This is a genomic window from Nocardia higoensis, from assembly GCF_015477835.1.
Taxonomy (GTDB): domain Bacteria; phylum Actinomycetota; class Actinomycetes; order Mycobacteriales; family Mycobacteriaceae; genus Nocardia; species Nocardia higoensis_A.
On the sequence record NZ_JADLQN010000001.1, the window covers coordinates 1520893 to 1545828 of the forward strand.

Annotated in this window: 24 protein-coding genes; 10 read left to right on the forward strand and 14 right to left on the reverse strand. The window is 68.4% G+C overall.

The window, feature by feature from the left end; genetic code table 11:
• The first annotated feature begins 14 nt into the window (after window positions 1–14).
• From IU449_RS06810 to IU449_RS06830, 5 genes are read left to right on the forward strand one after another with little or no spacing between them, the layout of a single operon-like run.
• On the forward strand, window positions 15–920 hold the full coding sequence (locus tag IU449_RS06810; RefSeq protein ID WP_195001041.1) for an AAA family ATPase: 906 nt from the start codon (window positions 15–17) through the stop codon (window positions 918–920).
• A gap of 19 nt (window positions 921–939) precedes the next feature.
• Window positions 940–1386 (forward strand): hypothetical protein, encoded by a 447-nt coding sequence (locus IU449_RS06815; RefSeq protein WP_228803757.1) that lies wholly within the window; start codon window positions 940–942, stop codon window positions 1384–1386.
• Entirely contained in the window at window positions 1383–1886 is a 504-nt protein-coding gene (locus IU449_RS06820) for a hypothetical protein (protein ID WP_195001043.1), read from the forward strand. Before IU449_RS06815 ends, IU449_RS06820 begins: the two co-directional genes overlap by 4 nt.
• Before the next feature lie 23 nt (window positions 1887–1909).
• Complete coding sequence (locus IU449_RS06825; protein ID WP_195001044.1) at window positions 1910–2776, forward strand: CBASS oligonucleotide cyclase; 867 nt, start codon at window positions 1910–1912, stop codon at window positions 2774–2776.
• On the forward strand, window positions 2773–3741 hold the full coding sequence (locus IU449_RS06830; protein WP_195001045.1) for an S-4TM family putative pore-forming effector: 969 nt from the start codon (window positions 2773–2775) through the stop codon (window positions 3739–3741). Before IU449_RS06825 ends, IU449_RS06830 begins: the two co-directional genes overlap by 4 nt.
• Window positions 3742–3875: 134 nt before the next feature.
• Here IU449_RS06830 and meaB read toward each other — a convergent pair whose 3' ends face one another.
• The 3 genes from meaB to IU449_RS06845 are packed head-to-tail and all read right to left on the reverse strand — an operon-like array spanning window position 3876 to window position 9066.
• Window positions 3876–4925, reverse strand: a complete 1050-nt coding sequence (gene meaB / locus IU449_RS06835) for a methylmalonyl Co-A mutase-associated GTPase MeaB (protein WP_195001046.1) — start codon at window positions 4923–4925, stop codon at window positions 3876–3878.
• Window positions 4922–7201 (reverse strand): methylmalonyl-CoA mutase, encoded by a 2280-nt coding sequence (scpA, locus tag IU449_RS06840; RefSeq protein WP_195001047.1) that lies wholly within the window; start codon window positions 7199–7201, stop codon window positions 4922–4924. Before scpA ends, meaB begins: the two co-directional genes overlap by 4 nt.
• Complete coding sequence (locus IU449_RS06845) at window positions 7201–9066, reverse strand: methylmalonyl-CoA mutase family protein (RefSeq protein ID WP_195001048.1); 1866 nt, start codon at window positions 9064–9066, stop codon at window positions 7201–7203. Before IU449_RS06845 ends, scpA begins: the two co-directional genes overlap by 1 nt.
• Window positions 9067–9250: 184 nt before the next feature.
• On the opposite strand from IU449_RS06845, the gene IU449_RS06850 reads away from it, so the two are divergent.
• Complete coding sequence (locus tag IU449_RS06850; RefSeq protein WP_195001049.1) at window positions 9251–9949, forward strand: TVP38/TMEM64 family protein; 699 nt, start codon at window positions 9251–9253, stop codon at window positions 9947–9949.
• A gap of 71 nt (window positions 9950–10020) precedes the next feature.
• On the opposite strand, the gene IU449_RS06855 is transcribed toward IU449_RS06850, so the two are convergent.
• From IU449_RS06855 to IU449_RS06865, 3 genes are all read right to left on the reverse strand, one after another.
• Complete coding sequence (locus IU449_RS06855) at window positions 10021–11007, reverse strand: CorA family divalent cation transporter (protein WP_195001050.1); 987 nt, start codon at window positions 11005–11007, stop codon at window positions 10021–10023.
• A gap of 406 nt (window positions 11008–11413) precedes the next feature.
• A complete protein-coding gene (locus IU449_RS06860; RefSeq protein WP_195001051.1) occupies window positions 11414–12781 on the reverse strand; it encodes an SPFH domain-containing protein in 1368 nt (455 codons plus the stop codon).
• Window positions 12782–12784: 3 nt separating this feature from the next.
• On the reverse strand, window positions 12785–13216 hold the full coding sequence (locus tag IU449_RS06865) for an NfeD family protein (protein ID WP_195001052.1): 432 nt from the start codon (window positions 13214–13216) through the stop codon (window positions 12785–12787).
• Window positions 13217–13328: 112 nt separating this feature from the next.
• Here IU449_RS06865 and IU449_RS06870 point away from each other — a divergent pair, with 112 nt between their 5' ends.
• Together IU449_RS06870 and IU449_RS06875 are read left to right on the forward strand one after the other, a co-directional pair.
• The gene (locus IU449_RS06870; RefSeq protein ID WP_195001053.1) at window positions 13329–14174 is read left to right on the forward strand and encodes a DUF3097 domain-containing protein; all 846 of its coding nucleotides are present in this window, start codon (window positions 13329–13331) and stop codon (window positions 14172–14174) included.
• 48 nt (window positions 14175–14222) lie between these two features.
• A complete protein-coding gene (locus IU449_RS06875; RefSeq protein WP_195001054.1) occupies window positions 14223–15032 on the forward strand; it encodes a hypothetical protein in 810 nt (269 codons plus the stop codon).
• Window positions 15033–15223: 191 nt separating this feature from the next.
• Here the strand turns inward: IU449_RS06875 and IU449_RS06880 are convergent, their stop codons facing one another.
• The 7 genes from IU449_RS06880 to IU449_RS06910 all read right to left on the reverse strand — a co-directional run bounded on the left by IU449_RS06880 (window position 15224) and on the right by IU449_RS06910 (window position 21804).
• The gene (locus tag IU449_RS06880) at window positions 15224–16288 is read right to left on the reverse strand and encodes a ferrochelatase (protein WP_195002369.1); all 1065 of its coding nucleotides are present in this window, start codon (window positions 16286–16288) and stop codon (window positions 15224–15226) included.
• Window positions 16289–16305: 17 nt separating this feature from the next.
• Complete coding sequence (gene inhA / locus IU449_RS06885) at window positions 16306–17142, reverse strand: NADH-dependent enoyl-ACP reductase InhA (RefSeq protein ID WP_195001055.1); 837 nt, start codon at window positions 17140–17142, stop codon at window positions 16306–16308.
• Between the two features lie 54 nt (window positions 17143–17196).
• The gene (gene fabG1 / locus IU449_RS06890) at window positions 17197–17913 is read right to left on the reverse strand and encodes a 3-oxoacyl-ACP reductase FabG1 (RefSeq protein ID WP_195001056.1); all 717 of its coding nucleotides are present in this window, start codon (window positions 17911–17913) and stop codon (window positions 17197–17199) included.
• A 78-nt stretch (window positions 17914–17991) separates the two neighbouring features.
• Complete coding sequence (locus IU449_RS06895) at window positions 17992–18996, reverse strand: VWA domain-containing protein (RefSeq protein WP_195001057.1); 1005 nt, start codon at window positions 18994–18996, stop codon at window positions 17992–17994.
• On the reverse strand, window positions 18993–19943 hold the full coding sequence (locus IU449_RS06900; protein ID WP_195002370.1) for a DUF58 domain-containing protein: 951 nt from the start codon (window positions 19941–19943) through the stop codon (window positions 18993–18995). Before IU449_RS06900 ends, IU449_RS06895 begins: the two co-directional genes overlap by 4 nt.
• 13 nt (window positions 19944–19956) lie before the next feature.
• Complete coding sequence (locus tag IU449_RS06905) at window positions 19957–21141, reverse strand: AAA family ATPase (protein WP_195001058.1); 1185 nt, start codon at window positions 21139–21141, stop codon at window positions 19957–19959.
• Between the two features lie 81 nt (window positions 21142–21222).
• The gene (locus IU449_RS06910; protein WP_195001059.1) at window positions 21223–21804 is read right to left on the reverse strand and encodes a TetR/AcrR family transcriptional regulator; all 582 of its coding nucleotides are present in this window, start codon (window positions 21802–21804) and stop codon (window positions 21223–21225) included.
• Window positions 21805–21873: 69 nt separating this feature from the next.
• Here IU449_RS06910 and IU449_RS06915 point away from each other — a divergent pair, with 69 nt between their 5' ends.
• Both IU449_RS06915 and IU449_RS06920 read left to right on the forward strand, forming a co-directional pair.
• Window positions 21874–22167, forward strand: a complete 294-nt coding sequence (locus tag IU449_RS06915) for a hypothetical protein (protein WP_195001060.1) — start codon at window positions 21874–21876, stop codon at window positions 22165–22167.
• Window positions 22164–23207 carry an NAD(P)H-dependent flavin oxidoreductase gene (locus IU449_RS06920; RefSeq protein WP_195001061.1) on the forward strand — a complete coding sequence of 348 codons (1044 nt, stop codon included), beginning with the start codon at window positions 22164–22166 and terminating at the stop codon, window positions 23205–23207. The genes IU449_RS06915 and IU449_RS06920 overlap by 4 nt, the downstream gene beginning before the upstream one ends.
• Window positions 23208–23226: 19 nt before the next feature.
• Here IU449_RS06920 and IU449_RS06925 read toward each other — a convergent pair whose 3' ends face one another.
• Window positions 23227–24648, reverse strand: a complete 1422-nt coding sequence (locus IU449_RS06925; RefSeq protein ID WP_195001062.1) for an NlpC/P60 family protein — start codon at window positions 24646–24648, stop codon at window positions 23227–23229.
• Window positions 24649–24936: the final 288 nt, after the last annotated feature.

Below are 24936 nucleotides of genomic sequence, written 5' to 3' on the forward strand. Positions count from 1 at the left end.
GACGGAGTTGAGGGATGAAGGTTCAGGACTGCGTGCTATCGGACGAGATGGTCACCGCAGACTCCACGGGGTCTGTCCTGTGGGAAGCCATTGTGGTACCCGAGGAAATCAAGGAACGGTTGCGCAACCAGGCCGTGTTGTCACTGCTCGTCCGGCCCGACTTGCCGTTCGCGGTGACAGCGTTGCATGGGTTGTGCACGCTCTACGGGCCGCCCGGCACCGGCAAGACAACCTTAGCGCGCGGTTTGCCGGCACAGATCGCGCCATTCGTCCCCGGCGGCGCGGTTCGCCTGATCGAAATCAACCCGCATGGGTTGATGAGCGCTGAGCATGGGCAGTCGCAGCAGCGGGTCAGCGAACTGCTCGGCGAGTACGTGCCGGGGCTTGCATCGGACGGTAGGCCGACTGTCGTGATCCTCGACGAGGTTGAGTCGATGGCGGTGGCCCGCTCGGCGGCGTCATTGGCTGCAAACCCGGCCGACGTACACCGCGCCACCGACGCAGTGCTCACAGCGTTGGATCTCAATGCCGCCGAGCATCCACATCTGTTCTTCGTCGCGACCAGCAACTTCACCACCGCTCTGGACGAGGCCTTCCTCTCCCGCTCTGACGCAGCGATTCTGGTCCCACTTCCGAAGACAGAGGCCCTGCGAGAGATCCTGGCCTCCACGCTTCTCACGCTCGCCAACAAGTACCCGGCTCTGGGTGATCTGGCCCGCTCATCGGCGATGCGCCGCATCGCTGATGAGGCAGATGGGTTGGACGGTCGCCGCGCACGCAAGGTGATCTTCGAAGCGTTGGCTCAACGGCTGGACACGGTACTCGACCCCGGCAGCCTTACCGAGGACGATTTGGCTGCTGCGGTGCGCAATGCCGTCGCGGAGACGAGCCAACCGGAGGTGTCCCGTGCGGCGCACTAGGGAGGTGGCGTCCACGCCCGTGCGAACTGCCAGTGCGACCTGGACGGTGATCGCGGAACTAGTGGCGGACACCGTGGCGCAGTCGTCCTCGCTGTCCCGCGATGAGGTGGAGAAGGCGATGGCGGTCGCCGAGGCGGTCGGGCGGATGCTCATCGCGGGAGGGCACCTGCACAAGCACCCGATCACTCTGGTGGCCGGCAAGGTGCATTGCGAGATCACGACGGTGTCCGGCACAGCGGCGTTAGCGCTGGCGGAAAACCTCGCCCCCATTCCCGGCGCGGCAGATGCCGACGAATTCACCATCCATCTCCCCTCCCCTGCCCCACTTCAGGAGCAGGTGAAGGCCGCCGCTACCGGGCACGCTCGGTTGTCCGACGCCGCCCCGCCCGCTTCGGAGACAAAGGCTGCCAGTTCGGGTCCGCTGATCGACCGTGAGGCCATCCGCCGGGCGGTGACCCAGCGATGACCACCACACATACCTACAGCTACACCCGCACGCACACTGCCACGCACCTGACCGACATCATCCTCGGCGCCATCACCGACATCCTTGCCGACCTCGGGATCAATATGGATCGGCTGCATGACGGCTGGGTGCAAAACGAGAACGCGATCAAGGCCTGGATCGAGGAGGGCTCCCTTGAGTCGGTGGTCCTTGAGTGCCATCAGCCCTCGGGCGCGGTGGTGCCGGTAATCGAGTTCCCGGTGTCCTACACCACCGCTGGCGACGGCGACGCCGAGTTCACCGCTTCTCGCGCCAGGCTTGCCCGGTTCCGGGCCAAGCTCGACAAGGTGCCCGCAGGCACCACCTACAAACTGCTCTGTACCTATAACTGGCCCTGCTCTGATCAACCGGGCTGGGGCCCCGGCCAGCGGGCGAGCATGAACGGCCTGCGCAGCATCACCTTCGGCACCCTCGGCTCGGCGCCGCACGCCTCGACTGGCATGCGTTACTACCACACCTGAGACCACAAGGCAGGAACCACGCTATGGGATACATCGACGACACCTTCACCAAGCTCAAGCATAATCTGGAGATCACCCAGACCGAGCGGGGCCTGGCGAAGGCGCGGCACGAGACCATCCGCGACTTCGTCAAGTCCCATTGGGACCTCGCGGACGACTTTCTCACCGGCAGCTACCGGCGCGACACGAAGACGAAGAAGCTCAAAGACATCGACGTCTTCGTCGTCCTCGACCCCGCCGGCTCCCAGGCCAGCTTCCGAGACCAGGCTCCCGTCCAGGTCATCAACGCCCTAGAGAGTCTGCTCCGCAAAAAGTGGAGCACTGCCGCCCGCGACGGTATGGCGGTGGTCATCCCCTATGGCCCCGACGATGAGGTCATGTCCATCGACGTGGTCCCCGCCTTCAAACGAAAGGACGGCGGTTACTACATCCCGAACCCCTCGGCAGGCGACTGGATCGCGACCAATCCCAAGCGCCACCACGAATTGAGCATCGCCAAGAACGCCGAATGCGATGGCAAGTACGTGCCCTTCGTCAAGATGATCAAGGGCATCAACCGCGAACTCGGCGAACCCGTCTCGCCATCCTTTCTGTTGGAGGTCATGGCCCAGTCCCTGGTGAAGCCGCCGATCGGGCGCTATCAGGACGAGATCGTGCTGTTTCTGGCCACTGCCGCCGAACGCATCGGCCACGAGTGGTCCGACCCCGCCGGTCTCGGTGGCGACGTCAACGTCGTTATGAGCGCCACTCAGAAACTCGCTGCGGCCAATGCACTAGACCAAGCCCGCACCATCGCAGAGCGAGCGGTCGACTTGGAGGACGACGACCAAGACCGCGCCGCCTACGATGAGTGGAAGAAGCTCTTCGGGAACCGGATGACCAAGCCATGAACCTCTCCACCGATCCCGCCGGTGTTCGTGGGATACCGTCCCGGGCAATCCACGAACGGCAACTCGACGACGACATGTTGCTCCTGCAGCGCGCCGCAGCGGCAAGTCACCAACGCGGCCAGTTCGTCGAGGCTATACGCGTCAACGCAGCAGTCGCACTTGCTGGCATCGGTGTCCTGACCGTACTAATCGGCCACGGCCGGACCGCTGCCTCGGTTGCTGGATTCTTCTGGTTCTTCGTCTCCGCGTTCTTATTGAAGGGTCTCGCCGGGAACACCGCCCGCCAAGGGGCGCTACTCCAAGAGATGTTCGACACCGCCCTGTTTCACCTGCCGTGGCGCGCCACCGTCGCCGGCGACCCGATCTCCGAACCAGACGTCCGCCGCCTCGCACGTCAACTGCCCCGAGGTAGCAAGAAGGACAAGCGCATCACCGACGGCTGGTATGACCCTACCCACGATGTGCATCACCCCTACGACGTCTTCATCGCCCAGGAACAGAACCTAGCCTGGGACGCCCGCCTCCGTCGCCGCTACAGCCACCTCATTGCCGCCGCCGTGTTTTTGTGGACTGCCATCGGCCTGGTCGTTGGCCTCTCGGTCGCGAACACCACACTGCTCGGCACTCTCGTCAGCTTCTTCGTCCCGTCCTTGGCCGCCTACCAAATCGCCTACGAGATCTGGTCCAGCCAACGCAAGGTCGCCGACGAACGCGAACGCCTCGCCAAGGTCGTCAACAGCGAATTGAGCAGGGGACGCCCCGGCCTCGTGCCCGAAAACGAATGGCACCGCTTACGCAACGTGGCCCGCGATGTACAGGACGGCGTCCTCCGCACCCGCCTAGACCTAGCACGAGTACCCGAATGGTTCTACAAGAACTTCCGCGATGACGACGAACGCGACTTCGGCGACACAGCAGAAGGCCACCGCATGCGGCTCGCCCAAAGCACACCGCCACCTTCATAGTGCGCCTGCTATGCGCACCGTTCACCTGACGGGCTTAAGGTTCTCGCCCAGTCGTCACCGTCCCGGCGCTGGCATGCGACCAGCGCGCAGCTTGGCGACCTCCATAAAGTTGTGCGCGGCCGCTGCCTACTCGACTATCGTTGTACTGCCGAAGAATCGAACGCGTCGAGGAGTTGCTCCGCAGCCAGCGCTGCGGTCAACGATCCATCACGCACCTGTCGCTCCACGTCGGCGCGGATTGCCTTGACCTCGGGGGCATCTGCAAGTCGGCGAAGAAGCTGATCGTGGACCATCGTCCATGTCCAGTCCACCAGCTGGCGACGGCGCTTCTCGTCGAACTGTCCCGCGTCGGTCAGCTTCCGACGGTGTTCTAAGACGGTGTCCCAAAACCGGTCCAGGCCAATGCCTTCGAGGCCGCTCATGGTGATCACCGGCGGATGCCACAGCGCGTCACGCGGATGGATCAGACGCATCGCACCAGCCAATTCGCGGGCCGCTGACTTCGCTTCCATTTCGTGCTTGCCGTCGGCTTTGTTTACCGCGACCAGGTCCGCCAACTCCAGAACACCCTTCTTGATGCCCTGCAGTTGATCACCCGTGCGCGCCAGAGTGAGGAAGCAGAACACGTCGACCATGTTCGCGACCGTCACCTCGGACTGCCCGACACCGACGGTCTCCACCAAAATCACGTCGTAGCCAGCAGCTTCGAGCAGAACGATGGTCTCGCGGGTCGCCTTGGCGACACCGCCGAGCGTGCCAGCGGTCGGCGAAGGCCGGATGAAGGCATCGGGCTCGACGGACAACCGCGCCATGCGGGTTTTGTCGCCGAGGATGGAGCCACCGGTCCGAGTGGACGACGGGTCGACCGCCAGCACAGCGACCCGATGTCCCTTCCCGATCAGGTACATGCCGAGCGAGTCGATGAAGGTCGACTTGCCAACGCCCGGAACACCCGTGATCCCAACCCGATTGGACACCACAGAGGTAGCCGAGTCGCCGTCCTCGGGGGTAAGGCGCAGCAACAACTGCTGCGCCAGCGCCCGGTGATCGGACCTGGTCGATTCGACCAGCGTGATCGCCCGTGCCAATGCCGCCCGGTCATTACGCCGGACGGCTGCGGCAAGTTCGTCTACGTCGATCTTCCGCCGCGCCTTCACCGGCGCGGCGGAACCCGGGTCGCTCATTCCGCCGAGGACCCCACCTCATGACCCAGCTCGGCAGCCAACTTGCCGAGCAGGTCGATCGCGGCGTCGGCGATGACGGTGCCCGGCGGGAAGATCGCCGCCGCGCCCGCCTCATACAGTTCGTCGAAGTCGCCGGGCGGGATGACGCCGCCGACCACGACCATGATGTCGGGGCGACCGACATCGGCCAGTGCCTGGCGCAGGGCCGGCACCAGCGTGAGGTGGCCCGCGGCGAGGGAGGAGACACCGACGATGTGGACGTCGTTGTCGGCTGCCTGCTGCGCCACCTCTTCGGGGGTCTGGAACAGCGGGCCCACGTCGACGTCGAAGCCGAGGTCGGCGAAGGCGGTGGCGATCACCTTCTGGCCTCGGTCGTGGCCGTCCTGGCCCATCTTGGCGACGAGGATGCGGGGGCGTCGGCCTTCGGCCTCGGCGAATTCCTCGACGAGCTTGCTCGCGGTGGTGATGTTGGTGACCTTTCCGGCCTCGTCCCGGTACACACCCGACAGGGTACGGATCTCGGCCTGGTGGCGGCCGTAGACCTTCTCCAGGGCGTCGGAGATCTCGCCGACGGTGGCCTTGGCGCGGGCGGCGTCGATGGCCAGGGCGAGCAGGTTGTTCTCCATGCCGCCCTCGGTGGAGGCGGCGGCGCGGGTGAGTTCGGCCAGGGCACGGTCGACGGCGTCCTGGTCGCGTTCGGCGCGCAGGCGCTGGAGCTTCTCGAGCTGCTCGGCGCGCACGCGCGAGTTCTCGACCTTGAGGACCTCGACGGCCTGGTCTTCTTCGACCTGGTATTTGTTCACGCCGATCACCGGCTGCTGGCCGGTGTCGATGCGGGCCTGGGTGCGGGCGGCGGCTTCCTCGATGCGAAGCTTCGGGATGCCTTCGGAAATCGCCTGCGCCATACCGCCGTGCGCCTCGATCTCGGCGATATGCGCCCTCGCCCGTTCGGCCAGCTGGTGGGTCAGCCACTCGACGTAGTACGAGCCCCCCCAGGGGTCGGCCGGGCGGGTGGTGTTGGACTCCTGCTGGATGAGCAGCTGGGTGTTGCGGGCGATGCGGGCGGAGAAGTCCGTGGGCAGGGCCAGCGCCTCGTCGAGGGCGTTGGTGTGCAGGGACTGGGTGTGGCCCTGGGTGGCGGCCATCGCCTCGATGCAGGTGCGCGCCACATTGTTGTAGACGTCCTGGGCGGTCAGGGACCAGCCGGAGGTCTGCGAATGAGTGCGCAGGGCAAGGGATTTGGTGTTCTTGGGCTCGAACTTGGAGACCAGTTCGCTCCACAGCAGGCGGCCCGCGCGCAGCTTGGCGACCTCCATGAAGAAGTTCATGCCGATGGCCCAGAAGAACGACAGGCGGGGGGCGAACTTGTCGACCTCCATGCCCGCTTCGATGCCTGCCTTGATGTATTCCACGCCGTCGGCGAGGGTGTAGGCGAGCTCCAGGTCGGCGGTGGCGCCGGCTTCCTGGATGTGGTAGCCGGAGATGGAGATCGAGTTGAACTTCGGCATCTTCGAGCTGGTGAAGGCGAAGATGTCGGAGATGATCCGCATCGAGGGCTTGGGCGGGTAGATGTAGGTGTTGCGGACCATGAACTCTTTCAGAATGTCGTTCTGAATGGTTCCGGCCAGCTGCTCGGGCTTGACGCCCTGCTCCTCGGCGGCGACGACGTAGAGGGCCAGGATCGGCAGCACCGCGCCGTTCATGGTCATCGACACCGAGACCTGGTCCAGTGGAATGTGATCGAACAGCTGGCGCATGTCCAGGATGGAGTCGATCGCCACGCCCGCCATGCCGACGTCACCCTGCACGCGCGGGTGGTCGGAGTCGTAGCCACGGTGCGTGGCCAGGTCGAAGGCGACCGACAGGCCCTTCTGACCGGCCTGCAGGTTGCGGCGGTAGAAGGCGTTGGAGTCGGCGGCGGTGGAGAAGCCCGCGTACTGGCGGATGGTCCACGGCTGGTTGACGTACATGGTCGGGTACGGGCCGCGCACGAACGGCGCCACGCCGGGCACGCTGTCGAGCGGGTAGCCCGCTTCGACGACGGCGTCGCGGTCGGCCTTGGTGAACACCGGCGGCACGTCGATGCCTTCCGGGGTCGACCAGGTCAGCTGCTCGGGCGCGTAGTTGTTGGCCTCGGCGGCGCCGCGCACGAATTCCTCGACCTGGGCGGCGTCGACCGCGGCGGCTTCGGGTTCGTGTTCGGTCAGCGGCACCTCGGCGAAGCTGCCCACCGGGCTCGCCAGGCCGCCCGGCTCTTCGACATGACTGAGGGTCATCAGGCTCCCACTTTCTCCAGCAGGCCGGACAGCGCCGCGACCGCGTCGATCTTCGCGGCGAGGAATCCGTCCGGGCGCTGCTCTCCGTCGAGCTCGGCCACGGCCTTCGCCGCGCCTGCCAGCAGCACTGTCTCCACTCCGGCGGCGCGCAGCGCTTCGACCGCCGCGCCCGCGTCCGTGCCGTAGCGCGCGTCCGAACCGCAGAGCACCGCGATCGGGGCTTGCGCTTCCTTGGCGGCGGCGGTGATGCCCTCGCCTGCCAGCGGTCCCGGGTTCACCGATTCGATACCGCCGGAGGCGAGCAGGTTCGCGATGAACGTGACGCGCACGTTGTGTTCGGCGACCGTGCCCAGCGGCACCAGCAGCGCCTTGGGGCGGGTGCCGTTGGCGGCGAGGTAGGCGTCGGAGCGGTCGCGCAGCGCCTCGAAGGCCGCGCCGTAGCGGGCGATCGTCTCGGGGGTGCGGGCCCACTCGGACAGCGGCTTCTCGGCCAGGTTCGGGAACTCGTTGACGCCGGTGACGGCGGTCTTGCGGTGGGCCACGTCGCTGTCGCGAGCGGCCTTGGTGGCGGCGATGGCCTCGGCGAGCTTGCCGGACTCCAACGCGGCCTCGTAGCCGCCGTCGCGCTCGAGTTCCTGCATGAATTCCCATGCCTTGGCGGCGAGTTCGGCGGTGTAGGACTCGACGTACCAGGAGCCCGCGGCCGGATCCTGCACGTGGCCGAGGTGGGATTCCTCGAGCAGCAGGAGCTGGGTGTTGCGGGCCATGCGGTCGGAGAACGACGTCGAGACGCCGAGTTCGCCGGTGGGCAGCGCGGAGTCGAAGGGCAGCACGGTGAGGGTGTCGGCGCCGCCGACGCCCGCGCCGAAGGAGGCGAGCGTGGTGCGCAGCAGGTTCACCCAGGGGTCGCGCTTGCTCATCATGGCGGCGGAGGTGACCGCGTGCTGCGGGGCCCCGCCGGCTTCCGGGACGCCGGAGACCTGGGCGACGCGAGCCCAGAGGGTGCGCGCCGCACGGAATTTCGCGATGGTGGCGAACTGGTCGTCGGTGGCGGCGAAGCGGAACTCGATCTGGTTCAGCGCGTCGGCGATCTCGACACCGGCGGCGGTGAGCGCGCGCAGGTAGGCGAGACCGGCGGCGACCGAGGCGCCGAGTTCCTGGGCGTCGGAGGCGCCGGCGTTGTGGAAGGCGGTGCCGTCCACGGTGATCGCGCGGACGGTCTCGGCGCGGGCGGCGGCCTGCTTCGCCAGTTCGACGGTCCGGGCGAGGTCGGCGTCGGCCGCGCCGGTGAAGCTACTCGTGAGCGGGCCTGCGCCGAGGGCGATCTCGATGCCGGCGCGATCGTCGACGGTGTAGCCGTCGAGGACCGCGAACAGTTGGGCGGCCGCTTCGGTGACGTCGGCACCGGCACTCAGTGCCAACGGCGCGAGTTCGAAGAGCAGGCCGCGCACGGCTGCGGGCAGGTCGGCGACGGCCACACCGTGCGCGCCGACGCCGAGGCGGATGGCGCTCAGGCCGTTCTCCAGCCCGGCGAGGATCTCCCGGTTGACCGCTTCGGCGTCGGAGCCGGTGAAGTCGGCGCTGACGTTCCAGCCGCGGTGCACGTCGCGCTCGGCGTCGCGGCCGCGCACGAACGGGAACACGCCGGGCAGCGGCGGTTCGGGGCGCTCGTCACGGCGCGTGTAGAGCGGGTTGACGGTCAGGCCGTCGTAGGTCGTCTGCGCGAGCAGGTGCTCGGGCTCGTCGGGCAGCTCGGCCACGTCGACCCTGCGCGCCTTGGCGAGCACGCCCGCCACACCCTTGCGCCACGCACCGTACTGCGGCACTGCCTCCGCACCCGGAGACGGATCTGAAGCGATCGGCATAGCTTCTTCCCTCTTCCACTCGACCACGGGGCGCGCACACCCCTGTGCACCCGGAACCTTCGATGTCCGCCCAGCTCAGCGAGCACTTAGGTTAACGAGCATTCGTCCCGTTTCCATTGATGCTAGCGGCAGCGGGACCGGCGGCTGACCTGGAGTGCCACTACCAACCGGTAACCTCTGGTGAGTGAGGGCCTTGCTCAGGAATCCGCGTATCGTCGCGCTGTTCGCCGTTCTCGGCGCGCTGTTCGTCGCGGCGCTGCTGGTCCCACTGCCCACCCCGCAGCAGATCCAGGACTGGGCCGGGTCGCTCGGCGCGTGGTTCCCGCCGCTGTTCCTGCTGATCTACGCCGTCGTCGCGGTCGCCCCGATTCCGCGCACCGTGCTCACCGTCAGTTGCGGTGTGCTCTTCGGCGTGGGGATCGGCATTCCCATCGCCATGACCGCGACAGCCATCGCCGCGGTGCTGGCCTTGCGGCTCGTGCGGGCGATGGATCGGGACCGGGTCGCGGCTCACCTCACCCATCCGAAGGTGCGCGCGATCGACGATCGGCTCCGCAGGCGCGGCTGGCTAGCGGTCGGCTCGCTGCGGCTGATCTCCTTCGCACCGTTCTCGGTGGTCAACTACTGCTGCGCGCTGACCTCCATCCGGGTCAAGCCCTACCTGTTCGCCACTATCGTCGGCTCGGCCCCCGGCACGATCGCCACGGTGATCCTCGCCGACGCGCTCACCGGCGGCACCCACCCGGTCATGTTCGCGATCTCGGCGATCTGCCTGTGCATCGGGCTCCTCGGATTGGTGGTCGACGCCCGCTGGGAACCGGGCGCCGAGCCGACCGCCACGGAGGCGACGATCGGTTCCACCACAGGGACAGCCCGGAGCTGAGTCCGCCCGCACGCCGACCGACCACTACGTACGGGTGTGCGGCGCGACGCGCGCCGACAGCGCGGCTCGGATCAGTTCCGGCCGAGGACGCGCAGCGGGAGGGCCGCGGCGAGCGCGGTCACGACGACGAAGACGAACAGGGCGGGGATCGGGTCGAGATCGGGCAGCCAGGTGAAGTCGGCGGCGTAGACGGCGGCCAGCATGGTGGGCGGGGCGAACACCGCGACGACAGCGGTGAGCAGGCGCAGCACGGCGCTGTGGCGCGCGCCCAGGCAGGCCGTCGCGGACTGGGCGAGGAAGCGCAGCGCGTCGTGGTCGCGTTCGGCGCGGCGCGCCACCCTGTCGACGTCGGCGACCAGGACACCGACGCGGCCGCCGAGCCCGCTGGTGCGGGTCGCCAGATCGTTGTCGAGGCGGCGGGCGGCGACGGCCAGCTGGGACTGGGTCTCCCGGACGTGCGAGACGATCCGCTCGATCTCGCCGAGCCCGTGGATCACCGTGCGCACGGCTGCCGCGCCCATGCCGCGCCCCTGCTCGGCGCTCGCCTCGGCGATCACGTCGCGCTGGGCGTTCAACTGCCGGGCGGTGTGTTCGAGAACGCGTTCGGAGGCGGCGTTGAGTGCGCCGAGCAACGCGAAGGCGACACCGTAGGAGGAGGCGGTGAGGGTGGCGTCGCCGCGCATGGCCGAGATGGCGGTCTCGAAAGGGGTGAACGGTTCGGCCGGTTGCAGAGTGACGAGGAATTCCGCGCCGAGGGCGAACACGATGGTCTCGCGTTCGACTGTTTCGCCGCGGCAGTAATTCACCGGGATGGGGAGATAGGTGTAGTCGCCGGGAATGGCGAGCCCGGCGTGCCCGTCACACCACGGAGTGAAGTCGACACCGAGCCTCTCGCGCAGAACCCCGGCGATGTGGTCGTCCCCCGCGTGCAACGGAATCCAGTGCATGCCGAGCGTTTCGGTGTCCAGGCTGTCGCCGAACGCCTCCACTGCGTTGATCGAGGATATGCCGCCCGCCGGGGCGGCGGACGGACAAGCGGCCAGGGACGGCGCGGGCATCAGCTGCTCACCCCACTTCGGTTCGTCGGAGGACGGCGCGCGAACTCGCGCCGTCGTTCATTAAATCGGCGGCGCCGAGCATCGGTCAATCGAGGAAGACAGTATTCGGCGTCCGTTCACCCATCGTATCGATCGAATCGAATGCCCATGGGAGGCAACAAAAGCGAGCGGACTTCCGGCTATCGCGCGGGCGCTGGCGGTTCCGTGGGCAAGCTACCGGCCATCGACTGCGAAGGACCGCCGAAGATCGGCAATTCCGACATCGGGCGCTTCGAGGAATTCCGGGCGGCAATGGATGATTCGCCGCTGAATCAGGACCGCCGGAGCCCGAACATCAAGGGACAGCAGTTCTTCAGCAATCTTTCCGATGTGGGGCGTGTCACCAGCGGTCCGCGGCGCGCGGCACTCAGGGCCTGCCGTAACCCTCCGGAGGCGTCTCGTACCCCTGGGGCGGACGACCGTAGCCTTCCTGCGGCCGACCCTGCGGCGGGGTGTGGCCCTGCGCCGGTCCGCCGTGCGGCGGCTGCGGCTGCTGGGTGTGCGCCTCCGGCGGCTGGACCAGCCCACGACCGGGCTGCCACGACTGCTGCTCGAGCTGCGGCGGAGCGGACTGCTGAGGCGCGGGTGGCTGCGGGGCGGGCGCGGGCGGCGCGGCATGGGCACGCGGAGCCGGGATCGGATCGTCGACGGGCTTGCGCGCGGTCTCCTCCGCGGCACGCACGGCGCGCTGGATGGTGGGGTCGCTGGTCATGTCGAACCAGTCGGCCACGTCGGAATCGTCCTCCACCTTCGGCGCGGCGACCTCCTCGGCGGGCGGCTCGTAGCGGAACACGCCGTCCTCGCCCCTGGTGCCGAAATTACGGGCGAAGCCCTCCAGCGCCTTGCCGAAATCGCTGGGCACCATCCACACCTTGTTGGCATCGCCGCGCGCGACCATCGGCAGCGTCTGCATGTACTGGTAGGCCAGCAGCTCGGGGGTCGGCTTGCCCGCCTTGATCGCGGCGAAGACCTTCTCGATGGCCTTGGCCTGGCCCTGCGCCTGCAGGTAGGCCGCGGCGCGCTCACCCTGCGCGCGCAGGATGCGGCCCTGGCGCTCGCCCTCGGCGGACAGGATGGCCGACTGCTTGGCGCCCTCGGCCGCCAGGATCTGCGCCTGCTTGGCGCCCTCGGCGGTCTTGATCTGCGATTCGCGGGTGCCCTCGGCGGTGAGGATCATCGCCCGCTTCTCACGGTCGGCCTTCATCTGCTTTTCCATCGACTCCTGGATCGACGGCGGCGGATCGATCGCCTTGAGTTCGACGCGGGCGACCCGCAGGCCCCAGCGGCCGGTGGCCTCGTCGAGCACCCCGCGCAGCTGGTTGTTGATCTGGTCGCGGGAGGTCAGCGTCTCTTCGAGCGTCATGCCACCGACCACGTTGCGCAGCGTGGTGACGGTGAGCTGTTCGACCGCGGCGATGTAGTTGCTGATCTCGTAGACCGCGGCCTGCGGGTTGGTGACCTGGAAGTAGACCACCGAATCGATCTGCAGGGTCAGGTTGTCCTGGGTGATCACCGGTTGCGGCGGGAAGGACACCACGCGCTCACGCAGATCGACCTTGGCGCGGATGCGGTCGGCGAAGGGAATCAGGAAGGTCAGCTGACCGGACGCGGTGCGCGAGTATCGGCCGAGGCGTTCGATGACCGCGGCCTCGGCCTGCGGCACCAGCGCGACCGATTTGAGCACCACCACCGCGATCAAGATCACGATGACGAGTGCCACCACCAGGAATTCCATCGTCTACGGTCCCTTCCATACGACGGCCGTCGCACCGTCGATCTGCATCACGGACACGGTCGTCCCCGGTTCGAAGACGTCCCCCACATTCATCGGCCGCGCCGTCCACACCTCGCCGCCCAGTTTCACCAGGCCCGCGGAGTCCGACACCTGTTCGAGCACCGTCGCGGTCTTGCCCGGCAACGCGTGCACGTTGGTCAGGATGGGCGGCGCGTTGTCGAACTTCCGGCGCAATGTCGGCCGGACACCGGCGAACAGCACCAGTGTGATCACCCCGAAGACCAGCGCGTCGACCACCACGGGGAAATCGGTGAGAGCGCTGAATCCGGCCGTGCCGATGGCCGCGACGCCGAGCATCAGCAGCGTGAGCTCCCCGACCATCACTTCCGCGGCAGCGAGCAACAACCCCGCCACCAGCCAAGCAATCGCTGCCACGTTCTCCACTCTAGCCCGCGCCCGGCGATCGCGTGCCCGAGGCGAACAGTCCGATACGGGCCCGACGCGTCGCAGCACCGAAAGCAGGTTCGCGCCGGGTAGTTTCGATCAGGTGAGTACGCGGGACACCCATCGCTACGGCGGCGACATCTTCGCCGGACACGCCAGGACCGAGAAGCGAACTGTGCCGACGGTCGAGGCCGGACGCGATCTGGTCGTCGAGGACGCGGCCACCGGATTCTGTGGCGCCGTCGTCGGATTCGACCGCAGCTACGACGGCGAGTTCGTGAAACTCGAGGACGCGCGCGGCGCGGTGCGGCTGTTCGCGATGCGGGAGGCGGCCTTCCTGATCGACGGCCGACCGGTCACCCTGGTCCGCCCGAAACCCGCCGCGCCCGCGAAGCCCACCCGCTCGGCCTCGGGCTCCACCCGGGTCGAGGGGCTGCGCGCGCGGGTCGCCGAGGCCAGCCGCATCTGGGTGGAGGGCGTGCACGACGCCGCGCTGGTCGAGCGGGTGTGGGGGCACGATCTGCGGGTGGAGGGCGTGGTCGTCGAGCATCTCGAGGGTCTGGACAACCTGGCCGAGCGGCTGGTCGAATTCGCTCCTGGACCGGGGAGGCGGGTCGGGGTGCTGGTGGATCATCTGGTGACCGGTTCCAAGGAGACCCACCTGACCACCGGGCTGGGACCGCATGTGCTGGTCACCGGCCACCCCTTCATCGACGTGTGGCAGGCGGTGCGGCCCGCCGCGCTGGGGATCGAGGCATGGCCGCAGGTGCCGCGCGGCGAGGACTGGAAGACCGGCGTGTGCCGCAGGCTGGGCTGGGGCACCCCGCAGGACGGGTGGCGGCGCGTCTACTCCTCGGTCGACTCGTTCCGCGATCTGGAATCGCCGCTCATCGGCGCGGTGGAACGGCTCATCGATTTCGTCACCGAGCCGACAGATACCACGCAGTAGCCACGCTCTGCCGGTGCGCGGGCGCGAACGGCTTTATGCTCGATGATTATGTGCTCTCCAAGTGCCACGCTGACGGTGTGGGCCGGCTCCTGGCTGGCCGGTAACAGTGCGCCCGACGACGTCCTCGGGGCGTTGCACGCGTGGGCGCCGAGACACACCATCGCCGCGGGCGACCCGGTGACCGGTGGGCGCTCCGACCTGCCGTGGTCCTATCGCGGCGAGTCCGCCGGCAGCGCGGTCATGCCGTTGCTCAAGGTGATTCGCGAGGCGATGGCGGGCGAGGGGGCTCTGGTACGCCTGGTGCTGCCGGTGCCGGGTGATGTGCGCGGACTGCCGGTCGGCACGGTGTTCGCCGCCGATGCGCTGGAAGCGGGCGAGGGCATTCTGGTGGGCACGCCCGGCAGCGAAGGCACCGGCCTGATCCCGGTCCGGGTGGACGACGACACGTTGCAGTGGACGGTCTACAGCGTCCCCGTGCCCTCGGTTCCCGGTTCGGATCTGTCGCTCGGCGAGGCCGAATACACCATGCGTGAAGCCGTTCGGGATGCCGCCGACGCGCTGATGAAGTTGCACACCACCGGCACCGGGCTCTCCGACGCGGACCCGCGCGAACTCATCGAGGCCGAACTCGCCGACTACTCACGCCACGACTATCCGGAGTCGATTCCCCTGCGCGCCAGGCGAATTCTCGACACCGCCGATCACGTGGCGGCCATTCTCACCGTCGCCCAGCGTGAACCGGCCGCCTCGCCTACCTCGGCCAGCGCCATGAACGAGCACGAGAATCTGCTGCGTCCGCTCTGGGACGCCATCCGCGCCGCACGGCTCGTCGCGGTACACGCCTCGGCGCGCGGCTGAACGCACGGCTCCCGCCGGATCGGCTCAGGTCGTTCACCGGTTCACGTCCGGCGGCCGCTGCACGATCGCCAGGACCACTTGCCTACGCGAGGGACGACAACGCCCAGACGCGGCGCGCCGACCATAGCTTGCGCACCGAGGGACGCGGGACACCGGCGTTCACCGCAGACCGTACCGCGACGACAGCCGGATCAGCGACTTGCGGTCGCCGGACGACGTTGCGGCGCACAGCATCCCACCGCGCAGGGCGTGCCGTCGTCGGTGCTGCCGTAGCCCGGGACCTCGCCCAGCCGACGCGGGGTGAGTCCGTCGAGCTGCTCGCGGATCAGCTCCACGACCAGTCGCGCGAAACGCGGATCGGTGCCGGGGGTGGCCGCGCGGGCGAAGGCCATGCCGAGTTCGGCGGCTTTGTCCTTCGCCTCGTTGTCCAGGTCCCAGATCACCTCGAGGTGGTCGGAGACGAAGCCGACCGGGCAGACCACGACCGCGTCCACACCCTTGGCGGACAGGTCCTCGAGGTGGTCGCAGATGTCGGGTTCGAGCCAGGGCACCTGCGGCGGGCCCGAACGCGACTGCCAGACCAGGTCGTACTCGCCGAAACTCGCTGCGGCGGCGGACAGCCGGGCGGCCTCGCCGACCTGGCGGGTGTAGAGGTGGCCGCCGTCGGCGGGCGGGCCCGCGGCGGCGTCGGCGCTCGTCGGCACCGAGTGGGCGGTGAACACCAGCCGAGCCCGGTCACGGCGATCGGCGGGCAGTTCGGCCGTCGCGGCCCGGATCGCGTCGGCGAACGACTCGATCAGCAGCGGATGGTCGAAGTACTGGCGCAGTTTGCGCAGGTGCGGGGCGGCATCGCCGACCGCGGCCCTGGCCCTGGCGATGTCCTCGTGGTACTGCCGGCAGCCGGAGTATCCACCCCACGCCGAGGTCGGGAACACCAGCGCCTTGCCCACGCCGTCCTCGGCCATCCGGGCGAGGGTGTCCTCCGCCATGGGATGCCAGTTCCGGTTGCCGAAGTACACCGGCAGGGCGATGCCCGCGGCGGCGAGTTCGCGTTCGACCGCGGCGATGATGTCGCGGTTGAGCGCGTTGATCGGCGACACCCCGCCGAAGTGCAGGTAGTGCTGTGCGACCTCTTCCAGACGTTCGCGCGGCACTCCGCGGCCCCGGGTGACGTTCTCCAGGAACGGCATCACGTCTTCGGGGTGTTCGGGGCCGCCGAAGGACAGCAGCAGCAGTGCGTCGTAGGCGGCCACGATCGGTCCTCTCCTCGAACTCAGTTGGTCGCGAAGCCTTCCGGGAACCAGGTGTTGTGGCTGGCGCCGCCGTCGACGTAGACGATGGAGCCGGTGGTGGCGGGCAGCCAGTCCGACAGCAGCGCGACGATGGACTTGCCGACAGCGGTCGCGTCGTCGACGTCCCAGCCGATCGGCGAGGCGCCGTCCCAGTAGGTGTTGAGCTGGTTGAGCTTGGCGGCGTCGTCGGTGGCGGTGCCCGCGATGGCCTTGGCGGCCAGGGTCTTGATCGGGCCGGCGGCGACCAGGTTGGAGCGGATCTTCTTGGCCTCGCCGACCTCGCGGGCGACATAGCGGTTGACCGACTCCAGCGCCGCCTTGGCCACGCCCATCCAGTTGTAGAACGGCATCGCGGTGCGCGGGTCGAAGTCCATGCCGACCAGCGAACCGCGCTCGTTCATCACCGGCAGCACCGCGCGGGCCAGCGAGGCGTAGCTCCACGCGGAGATCTCGAACGCCTTGGCGGCGTCGGGGCCGGGGCCGTCCAAGAAGGGCAGCGCGTCCGGGCCCATCAGGGTGCGCGGCGCGAACGCGATCGAGTGCAGCGCGCCGTCGAGCCCCTCGGGCGCCAGCTCGCGGATCTTGTCGGCCAGGCCGGCCAGATCCTCTTCATTGGTGATGTCCAGGCCGATGGCGGGCGGGACCTCCTGCGGCAGCCGCTTGGCGATGCGGTCGATGAGCCGCAGCCGCTCCGGGATGCCGGTGATGAGCACCTTCGCACCCTGTTCCTGCGCGATCGCGGCCGCACGGAACGCGATGGAGGCATCGGTGATGATGCCGGTGACGAGGATGGTCTTGCCTTCGAGCAGTCCGCCCATGAGTTCCTGATTCTCCCTGATGTCTGGTGTGCGTTGCCGCGGGCCAGCGAAAGCTTAGTGCCCCATGCCCATTCCGCCGTCGACCGGGATGATCGCGCCACTGATGTAGGTGGCGTCGTCGGAGGCGAGGAAGCTGATGGCCGCGGCCACTTCTTCGGGCTTGCCGGTGCGGCCGAGCGGGATGGCCTGTTTGGCCATCTCGATGTACTTGTCGTCCATCTCCGCGGTCATGTCGGTGTCGATGAAACCGGGGGCGACGACGTTGGCGGTGATGTTACGGGTGCCGATCTCCCTGGCGATCGAGCGGGCCATACCGATCAGGCCCGCCTTCGACGCCGCGTAGTTCACCTGGCCGGGCACGCCCGACATGGCCACCACCGAGCCGAGGAAGATCATCCGGCCGAACTTGGCGCGCTGCATGCCCTTGGTGGCGCGCTTGGCGCAGCGGAACGCGCCGGTCAGGTTGGCGTCGAGCACCGAGGTGAACTGCTCCTCCGACAACCGCATCAGCAGCATGTTGTCGGTGATGCCGGCGTTGGCCACCAGCACCTCCACCGGCCCCTGGTGCTCTTCGACCTCGCTGAACGCCTGGTCGACGGAGGCGGAGTCGGTGACGTCGCATTTGACGCCGAAGAGCCCGTCCGGCGCACCCGAACCGCGATGGGTGACGGCCACCTTGTGACCGTCGGCCGACAGCCGCCGGGCGACCGCGAGGCCGATGCCCCGGTTGCCGCCGGTCACCAGAACCGATCGAGGTGTGAGGTTGGTCATGGAGGTAAACCTATCTGCTCGGTCTCCGGCGCCCTCGCCCGGGCGGGCGAGGTTGTGGAAACCGACAATCGCCGGGCGCTAGGGCAGGCGTTGGCGATAGAGCAGGCCGGTGACGATGCCCGCGGAGACCAGCAGCATGCCCAGCAGCAACCACGGCCGGCTGGCATCGCCGCGGGTGGTCTCGTAGCCGATCTGCTCCTCGAGGGTGTCGTAGACGGCGGTCAGTTCCTCGAGGCTGGACGCGGTGTAGAACTCCCCGCCGGACAGCTTGGCGATCTCACGCAGCGACTCGTTGTCGACGGGGACCTTGACCCGTTGCGAACCCTGCCCGTCCTGATCGGGGATCTCCACCGCGCCCCATTCGGTGCCGAAGGAGATCGTCGAGACCGGGATGCCCTTGTTCTTGGCCAGGCGGGCCGCGGTGAACGCGTGCCTGGGGTTGTCGACGTCCTTGTCGTCGGGCACGGTCTGCTTGCCGTCCGACATCAGCACGATGCGCGCCGGTGGCGGGGTCTCCGCGCCGCCGAGCACGGTGGCCAGCGTCTCGATCGACTGCAGTGCGGTCAGAATGCCCTCACCGGTGGCGGTGCGCTCGGCCAGCTTGATGTTGTCGATGGCGGCCTTGGCGGCTTCCCGGCTGGTGGTCGGCGACTGCATCACCGAGGCGGTGCCCGCGAAGGTCACGAAGCCCAGGTTGATGCCGGGGGTGAGGCCGTCGACGAACTCCTTGCCCGCCTGCTGGGCCACCGAGAGCCGGTTCGGCGGTACGTCGGTGGCCTCCATGGACAGCGAAACGTCCATCACCAGAACGACTGTCGCGCGATTGCGCGGCACCTTCTGGACCGAGGTCGGCCCGGCCGCCGCGATGGTCAGGAAGATCAGGCCGACCAGCATGAGCGCGATCGGCACGTGCCGCATCGGTGAGGGCCGCGCGGGAGCGACCTTCTCCAGCAGCTCCATATTGCTGAACCGCAGCATCTGGCGGTGCCTGGACCGCTGCACCAGGACATAGCCGAGCGCGATGAGCGCGACGACGACCAGGAAACCGAGCCAGATCAGCGCGGTGAAATGCGAAATACTCACTGACGAGGCACCCGCCCGGTCGAGGCGCCCATGCTGTGGCGCCGGGTGGACACGAACCGGACCACGTCGGCGATCCAGTCGCGATCGGTCTGCAAGCTCATCACCGGCGCGCCGCAACTGCGCAACGCCTGCGCCACCTGTTCGCGGTGGCGCACGGCGGCGGCGTGGAAGTCGGCGCGCAGGGTGGGGGTGACGCTGAATTCGCGGGTGCGGCCGGTCTCGGGATCGTGCAACACCACATCGCCCACGTCGGGCAGATCCATGTCGCGCGGGTCGAGCACTTCCACCGCGAGCAGGTCGTGGCGCGCGGAGATCGCGCGCAGCGACCGCTGCCAATCGATCTCGCCGAGGAAGTCGCTGATGACGACCGCGAGTCCGCGTTTACGCTGCGGGCGGCGCAGCGATTCGATGGCGCCGCGCAGGTCGCCGCGCACGCCGTCGCGGGCGTGCGGGGTGGTGGCGATCGAGCGCAGCAGTGTCTGGGCGTGCACGCGGCCGCTGCGCGCCGGGATGCGCACCAGTTGCTCGCCGGTGGCCACGACCGCGCCGATCCGGTTGCCCCCGCCGCTGGTCAGGTGTGTGACTGCGGCCGCGGCGGCGATCGCCAGGTCGCGCTTCTGGCAGGCGGCGGTGCCGAAATCGAGGCTGGCCGACAGATCGATCACCATCCACGTCTCCAGCTCGCGGTCGGCGATCATCTGCCGCACGTGCGGGTGGGTGGTGCGGGCGGTGACCGACCAATCCATCTGGCGGACGTCGTCACCCGGCTGGTAGAGCCGGGACTCCCCCGGCTCGGAACCGGGGCCGGGGATGAGGCCGAGATGGTCGCCGTGCAGGACGCCGTCGAGACGGCGGCGCACGGTCAGCTCGAGGGTCTTCAGTGCCGCGGCCAGGCGTGCGTCGGTGAGCTCACCCGCGCGGAAAGAGGGTGGCGCATGCGATGACATGGTCACGCCGCGGTCACTTGGGCTGGTTGTTCGCGGCCGGCGCGGGCGCGCCTTGTGCCGGAGCGTGCGGCACCGGGCCGTTCTGCTGCGCGGGCGGCTGCGGGATCTGCTGTTGCTGCGGGCCGGGGACCGCCTGCGGCGCCACCTGCGGCATGCCGACGGTCTGCAGCACCCGCTTGATGACATCCTCCGGGCTGATCTCGTCGGCCAGCGCGTCGTAGGACAGCACGAGGCGGTGCCGCAGCACGTCCGGGATCACCTCGACGACGTCCTGGGGCACCACGTAGTCGCGACCGCGGATCAGCGCGACGGCGCGGGCCGCGGCGATGATGCCGAGGCTGGCGCGCGGCGAGGCGCCGTAGGCGATCCAGTTGGCGACGTCGGTCATGCCGAAGTCCTGCGGCTTGCGGGTCGCTGCGATCACGCGGACCACGTAGTCGACCAGGGCGTGGTGCACGAAGGTGTTCGCGGCGACCTTCTGCAGGCGGATCAGCTCTTCGGGATCGAGGATCCGCTTGGCCTCCGGCGGGGTGACACCCATCCGGTAGATGATCTCGCGCTCCTCCTCCACCGAGGGGTAGTCCACGACGACCTTGAACAGGAAGCGGTCGCGCTGCGCCTCGGGCAGCGGGTACACGCCTTCGCTCTCGATCGGGTTCTGGGTCGCCATGACCAGGAACGGATCGGGCATCGGGTAGGTCGTGCCGCCGATGGAGACGTGCCGCTCGGCCATCACCTCGAGCAGCGCGGACTGCACCTTGGCGGGCGCGCGGTTGATCTCGTCGGCGAGCACGAAGTTCGCGACCACCGGGCCGAGCTCGGTGTCGAACTCCTCGCGCCCCTGGCGGTAGATGCGGGTACCGATGAGGTCGGTGGGCACCAGGTCAGGGGTGAACTGCACGCGGGAGAACGAGCCGCCGACGACCGTGGCGAAGGTCTCCACCGCCAGCGTCTTGGCGATGCCCGGCACGCCTTCGAGGAGGACGTGGCCACGGGCGAGCACACCGACGAGCAGCCGCTCCACGAGCCTGTCCTGGCCCACGATGACCCTTTTGACCTCGTAGATCGCCTTCTCGAGGAGCTGGACGTCACGCTCCAGGGCGCCGTCCGCGTTCGACCCCGTCGAACCGGACACAGCCTCCGGCTTCTCCTTTGCCAGATTCGCCCCACTCACGCTGTCCGTCGAAGTCACCAACATCCCCGCTTTCGCCTCGGTCTAGTGCGTGCGGCACCAACTATTCCAGGTTGTCGCCCACTGTGCCGCATTCGGCTCCGGGTATCAGCGGATTCCGGGATCGAGCAGGTGCCGGATCTGCTCCCACACCCCGCTGAGCAGGGCCGGATCGTTGTGGAGCTTGGCGAACAGCAAAGCTCCTTCCAGCTGGGCCAGCACCGCGCGGGCAGTGCCCACCGGGTCGTCGGCGCGGACATCGGCCACGATGTCGGCGACGATCGCCGTCTGTTCGTCGAAGATCTCCTGAATCCGGCTGCGAACCACAGGCTCTCGGTCGCTCAGTTCGATTCCGACGTTCGCCAGCATGCAGCCACCGAGGTTTCCGGTGGCCTCCCGATATTCGTACTGGGCCTGGAGCTGGGCGCGCACCAGAGATTCCAGGCGGGCCTCGGGTGGGGCGTCGCCGTCGCGGGCGGCCAGCCACGCGGGGCGTTGCCCTTCCCAGTAGGCATCGATCGCGGCTACCGACAGCGCCTGCTTGGAGGGGAAGAAGTGATAGAAGCTGCCCTTGCGGACCTCCGCGCGCGCGCAGATCTCCGCGACGCCGATGGCGGCATAACCGCGCTGATGCATGAGATCCCCCGCCGCGGCGAGCAGGCGTTCCCTGGCATCACTCGTCCTTCCCATTCCCCCAATGTAGACGACCGGTCAACTTTCCGGTTATAGTTGACCGGTCGTCTACATAGAAGGATCACTATGCCAGAGATCACCATCGCCGTCGCTTACCACAGCGGATACGGACACACCGCGCGACAGGCGAAGGCCGTAGCGGCGGGAGCGAACAGCATCGACGGCGCCGCAACCGCGCTGGTCGACGTCGAGAAAAACGCGCTGGGGAGTTTTCTGGGCGCGATGGCACAGTCACCGTCGGATCTGGGGCCACAGGAAGCACCCCCGCAAGCCGATCTGGATACCGCGGCGCATCTGGGGCGCCGTGTCGCCGAGCAGACCCTCCTGCTGGCCCGCGGCCGACAGGTGGTGACCCGGTGAACGCCTTCAGCGAGCTGGCAGGAGTCGACCATCCCATCGTGCAGGGACCGTTCGGCGGCGGACTGTCCACCGTCGAGCTGTTGGGGACCGTCTCCGACGGCGGCGGACTCGGCTCGTTCGGCGCACACATTCTCGACGGTCAGGGCATCGTCGAACTGGTCGCCGCGTGCCGGGCGCGCACACAGCGGCCTTTCAACGTCAACCTGTGGGTGCCACAACCGGGCGAACCCACCACCCTGGATGCCGCGGACAAGGCCCGGCTGCAATCCTTCTACACCGAAATCGGCGTCGAGCCCCCGCACGACATCGCCACGCCGAGCTACGCGGAGCAGCTCGCCGCGATACTCGAAGCCGCCCCGCCGGTCGCGAGTTTCGTGATGGGCATTCCCGAGGCGAGCTTCCTCGCGGCGGCACGCCGACGCGGAATCCGCACCATGGGCACTGCCACCACAGTCGAAGAAGCCCTTGCCATCGAGGCCGCCGGCATGGACGCTGTCGTCGCATCCGGATCCGACGCCGGTGGACATCGCGGCGCCTTTCTACGCCCGGTGCACGAGTCGCTGGTCGGCACATTCTCGCTGATTCCCCAAGTGGCACAAGCTGTTTCGATCCCCGTCGTGGCGGCGGGCGGTATCGCCGACAGACGTGGAGTCGCTGCGGCGATGCTGCTGGGAGCGGACGCCGTGCAGGTCGGGACCGGATTTCTCGCCACCGCGCAATCCGGTGCGAGCGCGGTGCACCGGGCCGCGCTGCGCTCGGCACAGGCCCAGACGACTGTTCTCACCCGACTGTTCTCCGGGCGCACCGCCCGGGGAATCCTCAATCGGTTCCTCCGGGAGATGGCCCCTTTCGAGGCCGACGTACCCGCCTACCCCGCACAGAATGCCCTCATGACCCCGATCCGGAAAGCCGCCGCGCAACGGGGAGATCCCGAGCTGCTCAACCTGTGGTCCGGGCAGGCGGCGGCACTGGCCGGCAGCGTCGACGCCGGTGCGTACCTCACCGAACTGATCGCCGGACTCGACACGCACAGCCGGTGAAAGTCGGCATCGGAGCGACTCAGGTGACGATGCGGACCGCATAGGGCATGATGCCGTCCTCGCGCACGGGCGACACCTTCACGACGTCACCGGACTGCGGCGCCTCGACCATCTTGCCGTTGCCGAGATACAAGGCCACGTGCTGACTGCCGCCCGGCCCCCAGAACAGCATGTCGCCGCGCTTCTTCTCGGCCAGCGGAACGCGGGTGCCCGCGTTGTATTGATAACCGCTGTAGTGCGGCAGCGAGACGCCGATGCCGGCGAAGGCGTAGAGCATCAGGCCCGAGCAGTCGAAGCCGACCTTGTTGTAGTCGCCGTAGCTGTCGGCCACGCCGCCGTCGCGAATGCCGAGGGTGGGGCCGTCCTCGTCGCCGCCACCCCAGGCGTAGGTGACGCCCAGCTGCGACATGGCACGGTCGACCACGGTCTCGACCGCCTCCGAGCCGCGCACCGACGGGCCGCTCGGCGAGGGCTTCGCCTTCTTCGGCGGCGGGGTGTTCTCCAGTTCGGTGTGCGGGCGTTTGCCCTCGCCCAGTTGCGCGGCCCGTTCCCTGGCGGCCAGGTCGGCGGCGGCGCGGGCCGCGGCCTCCGCGGCGGCGGTCAGGATGGCCTGGGCCTCCTCGGCCAGGCGCTGCCGGTCCCAGTCCTGGTAGACCTCACGCTGGGCGTGCAGCCCCTGCACGGTGGCGCGGGCCGCGTCGAGTCTGGCCTGGGCCGCGTCGCGTTCGCGGAGCAGGTTCTCGCGGCGCGCGGTCTCGCTGTCGAGCGCGGTCTTGGCGGCGGCCACCGCGTGCTCGGCGGCGACCTTCAGGCTTTCGGCTTCCGCCGCAGCCGCGTCGGCCTGTGATTTCGCCTCGCGGGCATCGGAATTGCGGTTGCCGAGTTCGATCTGGGCGCGGCGCAGGGTGTCGAGCACCTGGTGTTGATTCTTCGACACCAGGCCGATCACCTCGGCGCGGTCGATGGCGCCGGTCGGGGTGGTGGCGCTCAGGTGGGTGATCAGCGAACCCGAGGTCGGACGGGTGTAGGCGGCGGTGGCGAAGTCGTCGAAGCCGTGGCGGGCGCGGGCGACCTCCTCGCCCGCGACGGAGAGGTCGGCCTGGGTGGCGGTCACCTGCGCGGCGGCGGCATCGGCCGCCTCGCGCGCCAGTTGCAGGTCCACCAGCGCCTTGTTGACCTCTTCGCGCCGGATGGCGACCTCGTCGTCGAGCTGACGCAGTTGCTGATCGACCTCTGCCACGTCGTTGATGAGGGCGCCGACCGCGCCGACCCCGGCATCCACCTGCGCGCCTGCTTCGGCGATCTGACTGTCGCTGGGGTTCGGCGGCGGAGGCGGGACAGCCACGCCCGTGCCCACCGTCAGTACCAGCGCCGCACACACCAGCAATCCGAGAGCGATCGGATTTCTCGATCGCTGACCGGCCCCATGGCTCCTGCGCATCGCACCTCCAAGGACTCGGGTCGGGCATCGCCACACGAGCCCCACCGCAGATCACGGTGCTCATCCGTCGGCGGACAACTCTTCTACCTCTTGTTCCCCTTCGGGGACCATTCGAACCGTACGACACTTTATGGCCCCTGCGGAACTCTGGTCACAGAACTACAGTCACGTAATTCGTCGATAGCCATATATTTGCCATACATCCGCCCTGGTTTGCTGGAGATAAACAGACCGGACGTCATGAAAATGCTGAATGGAAGCAACCGCCATCACCCCGGAGGCAAGTGC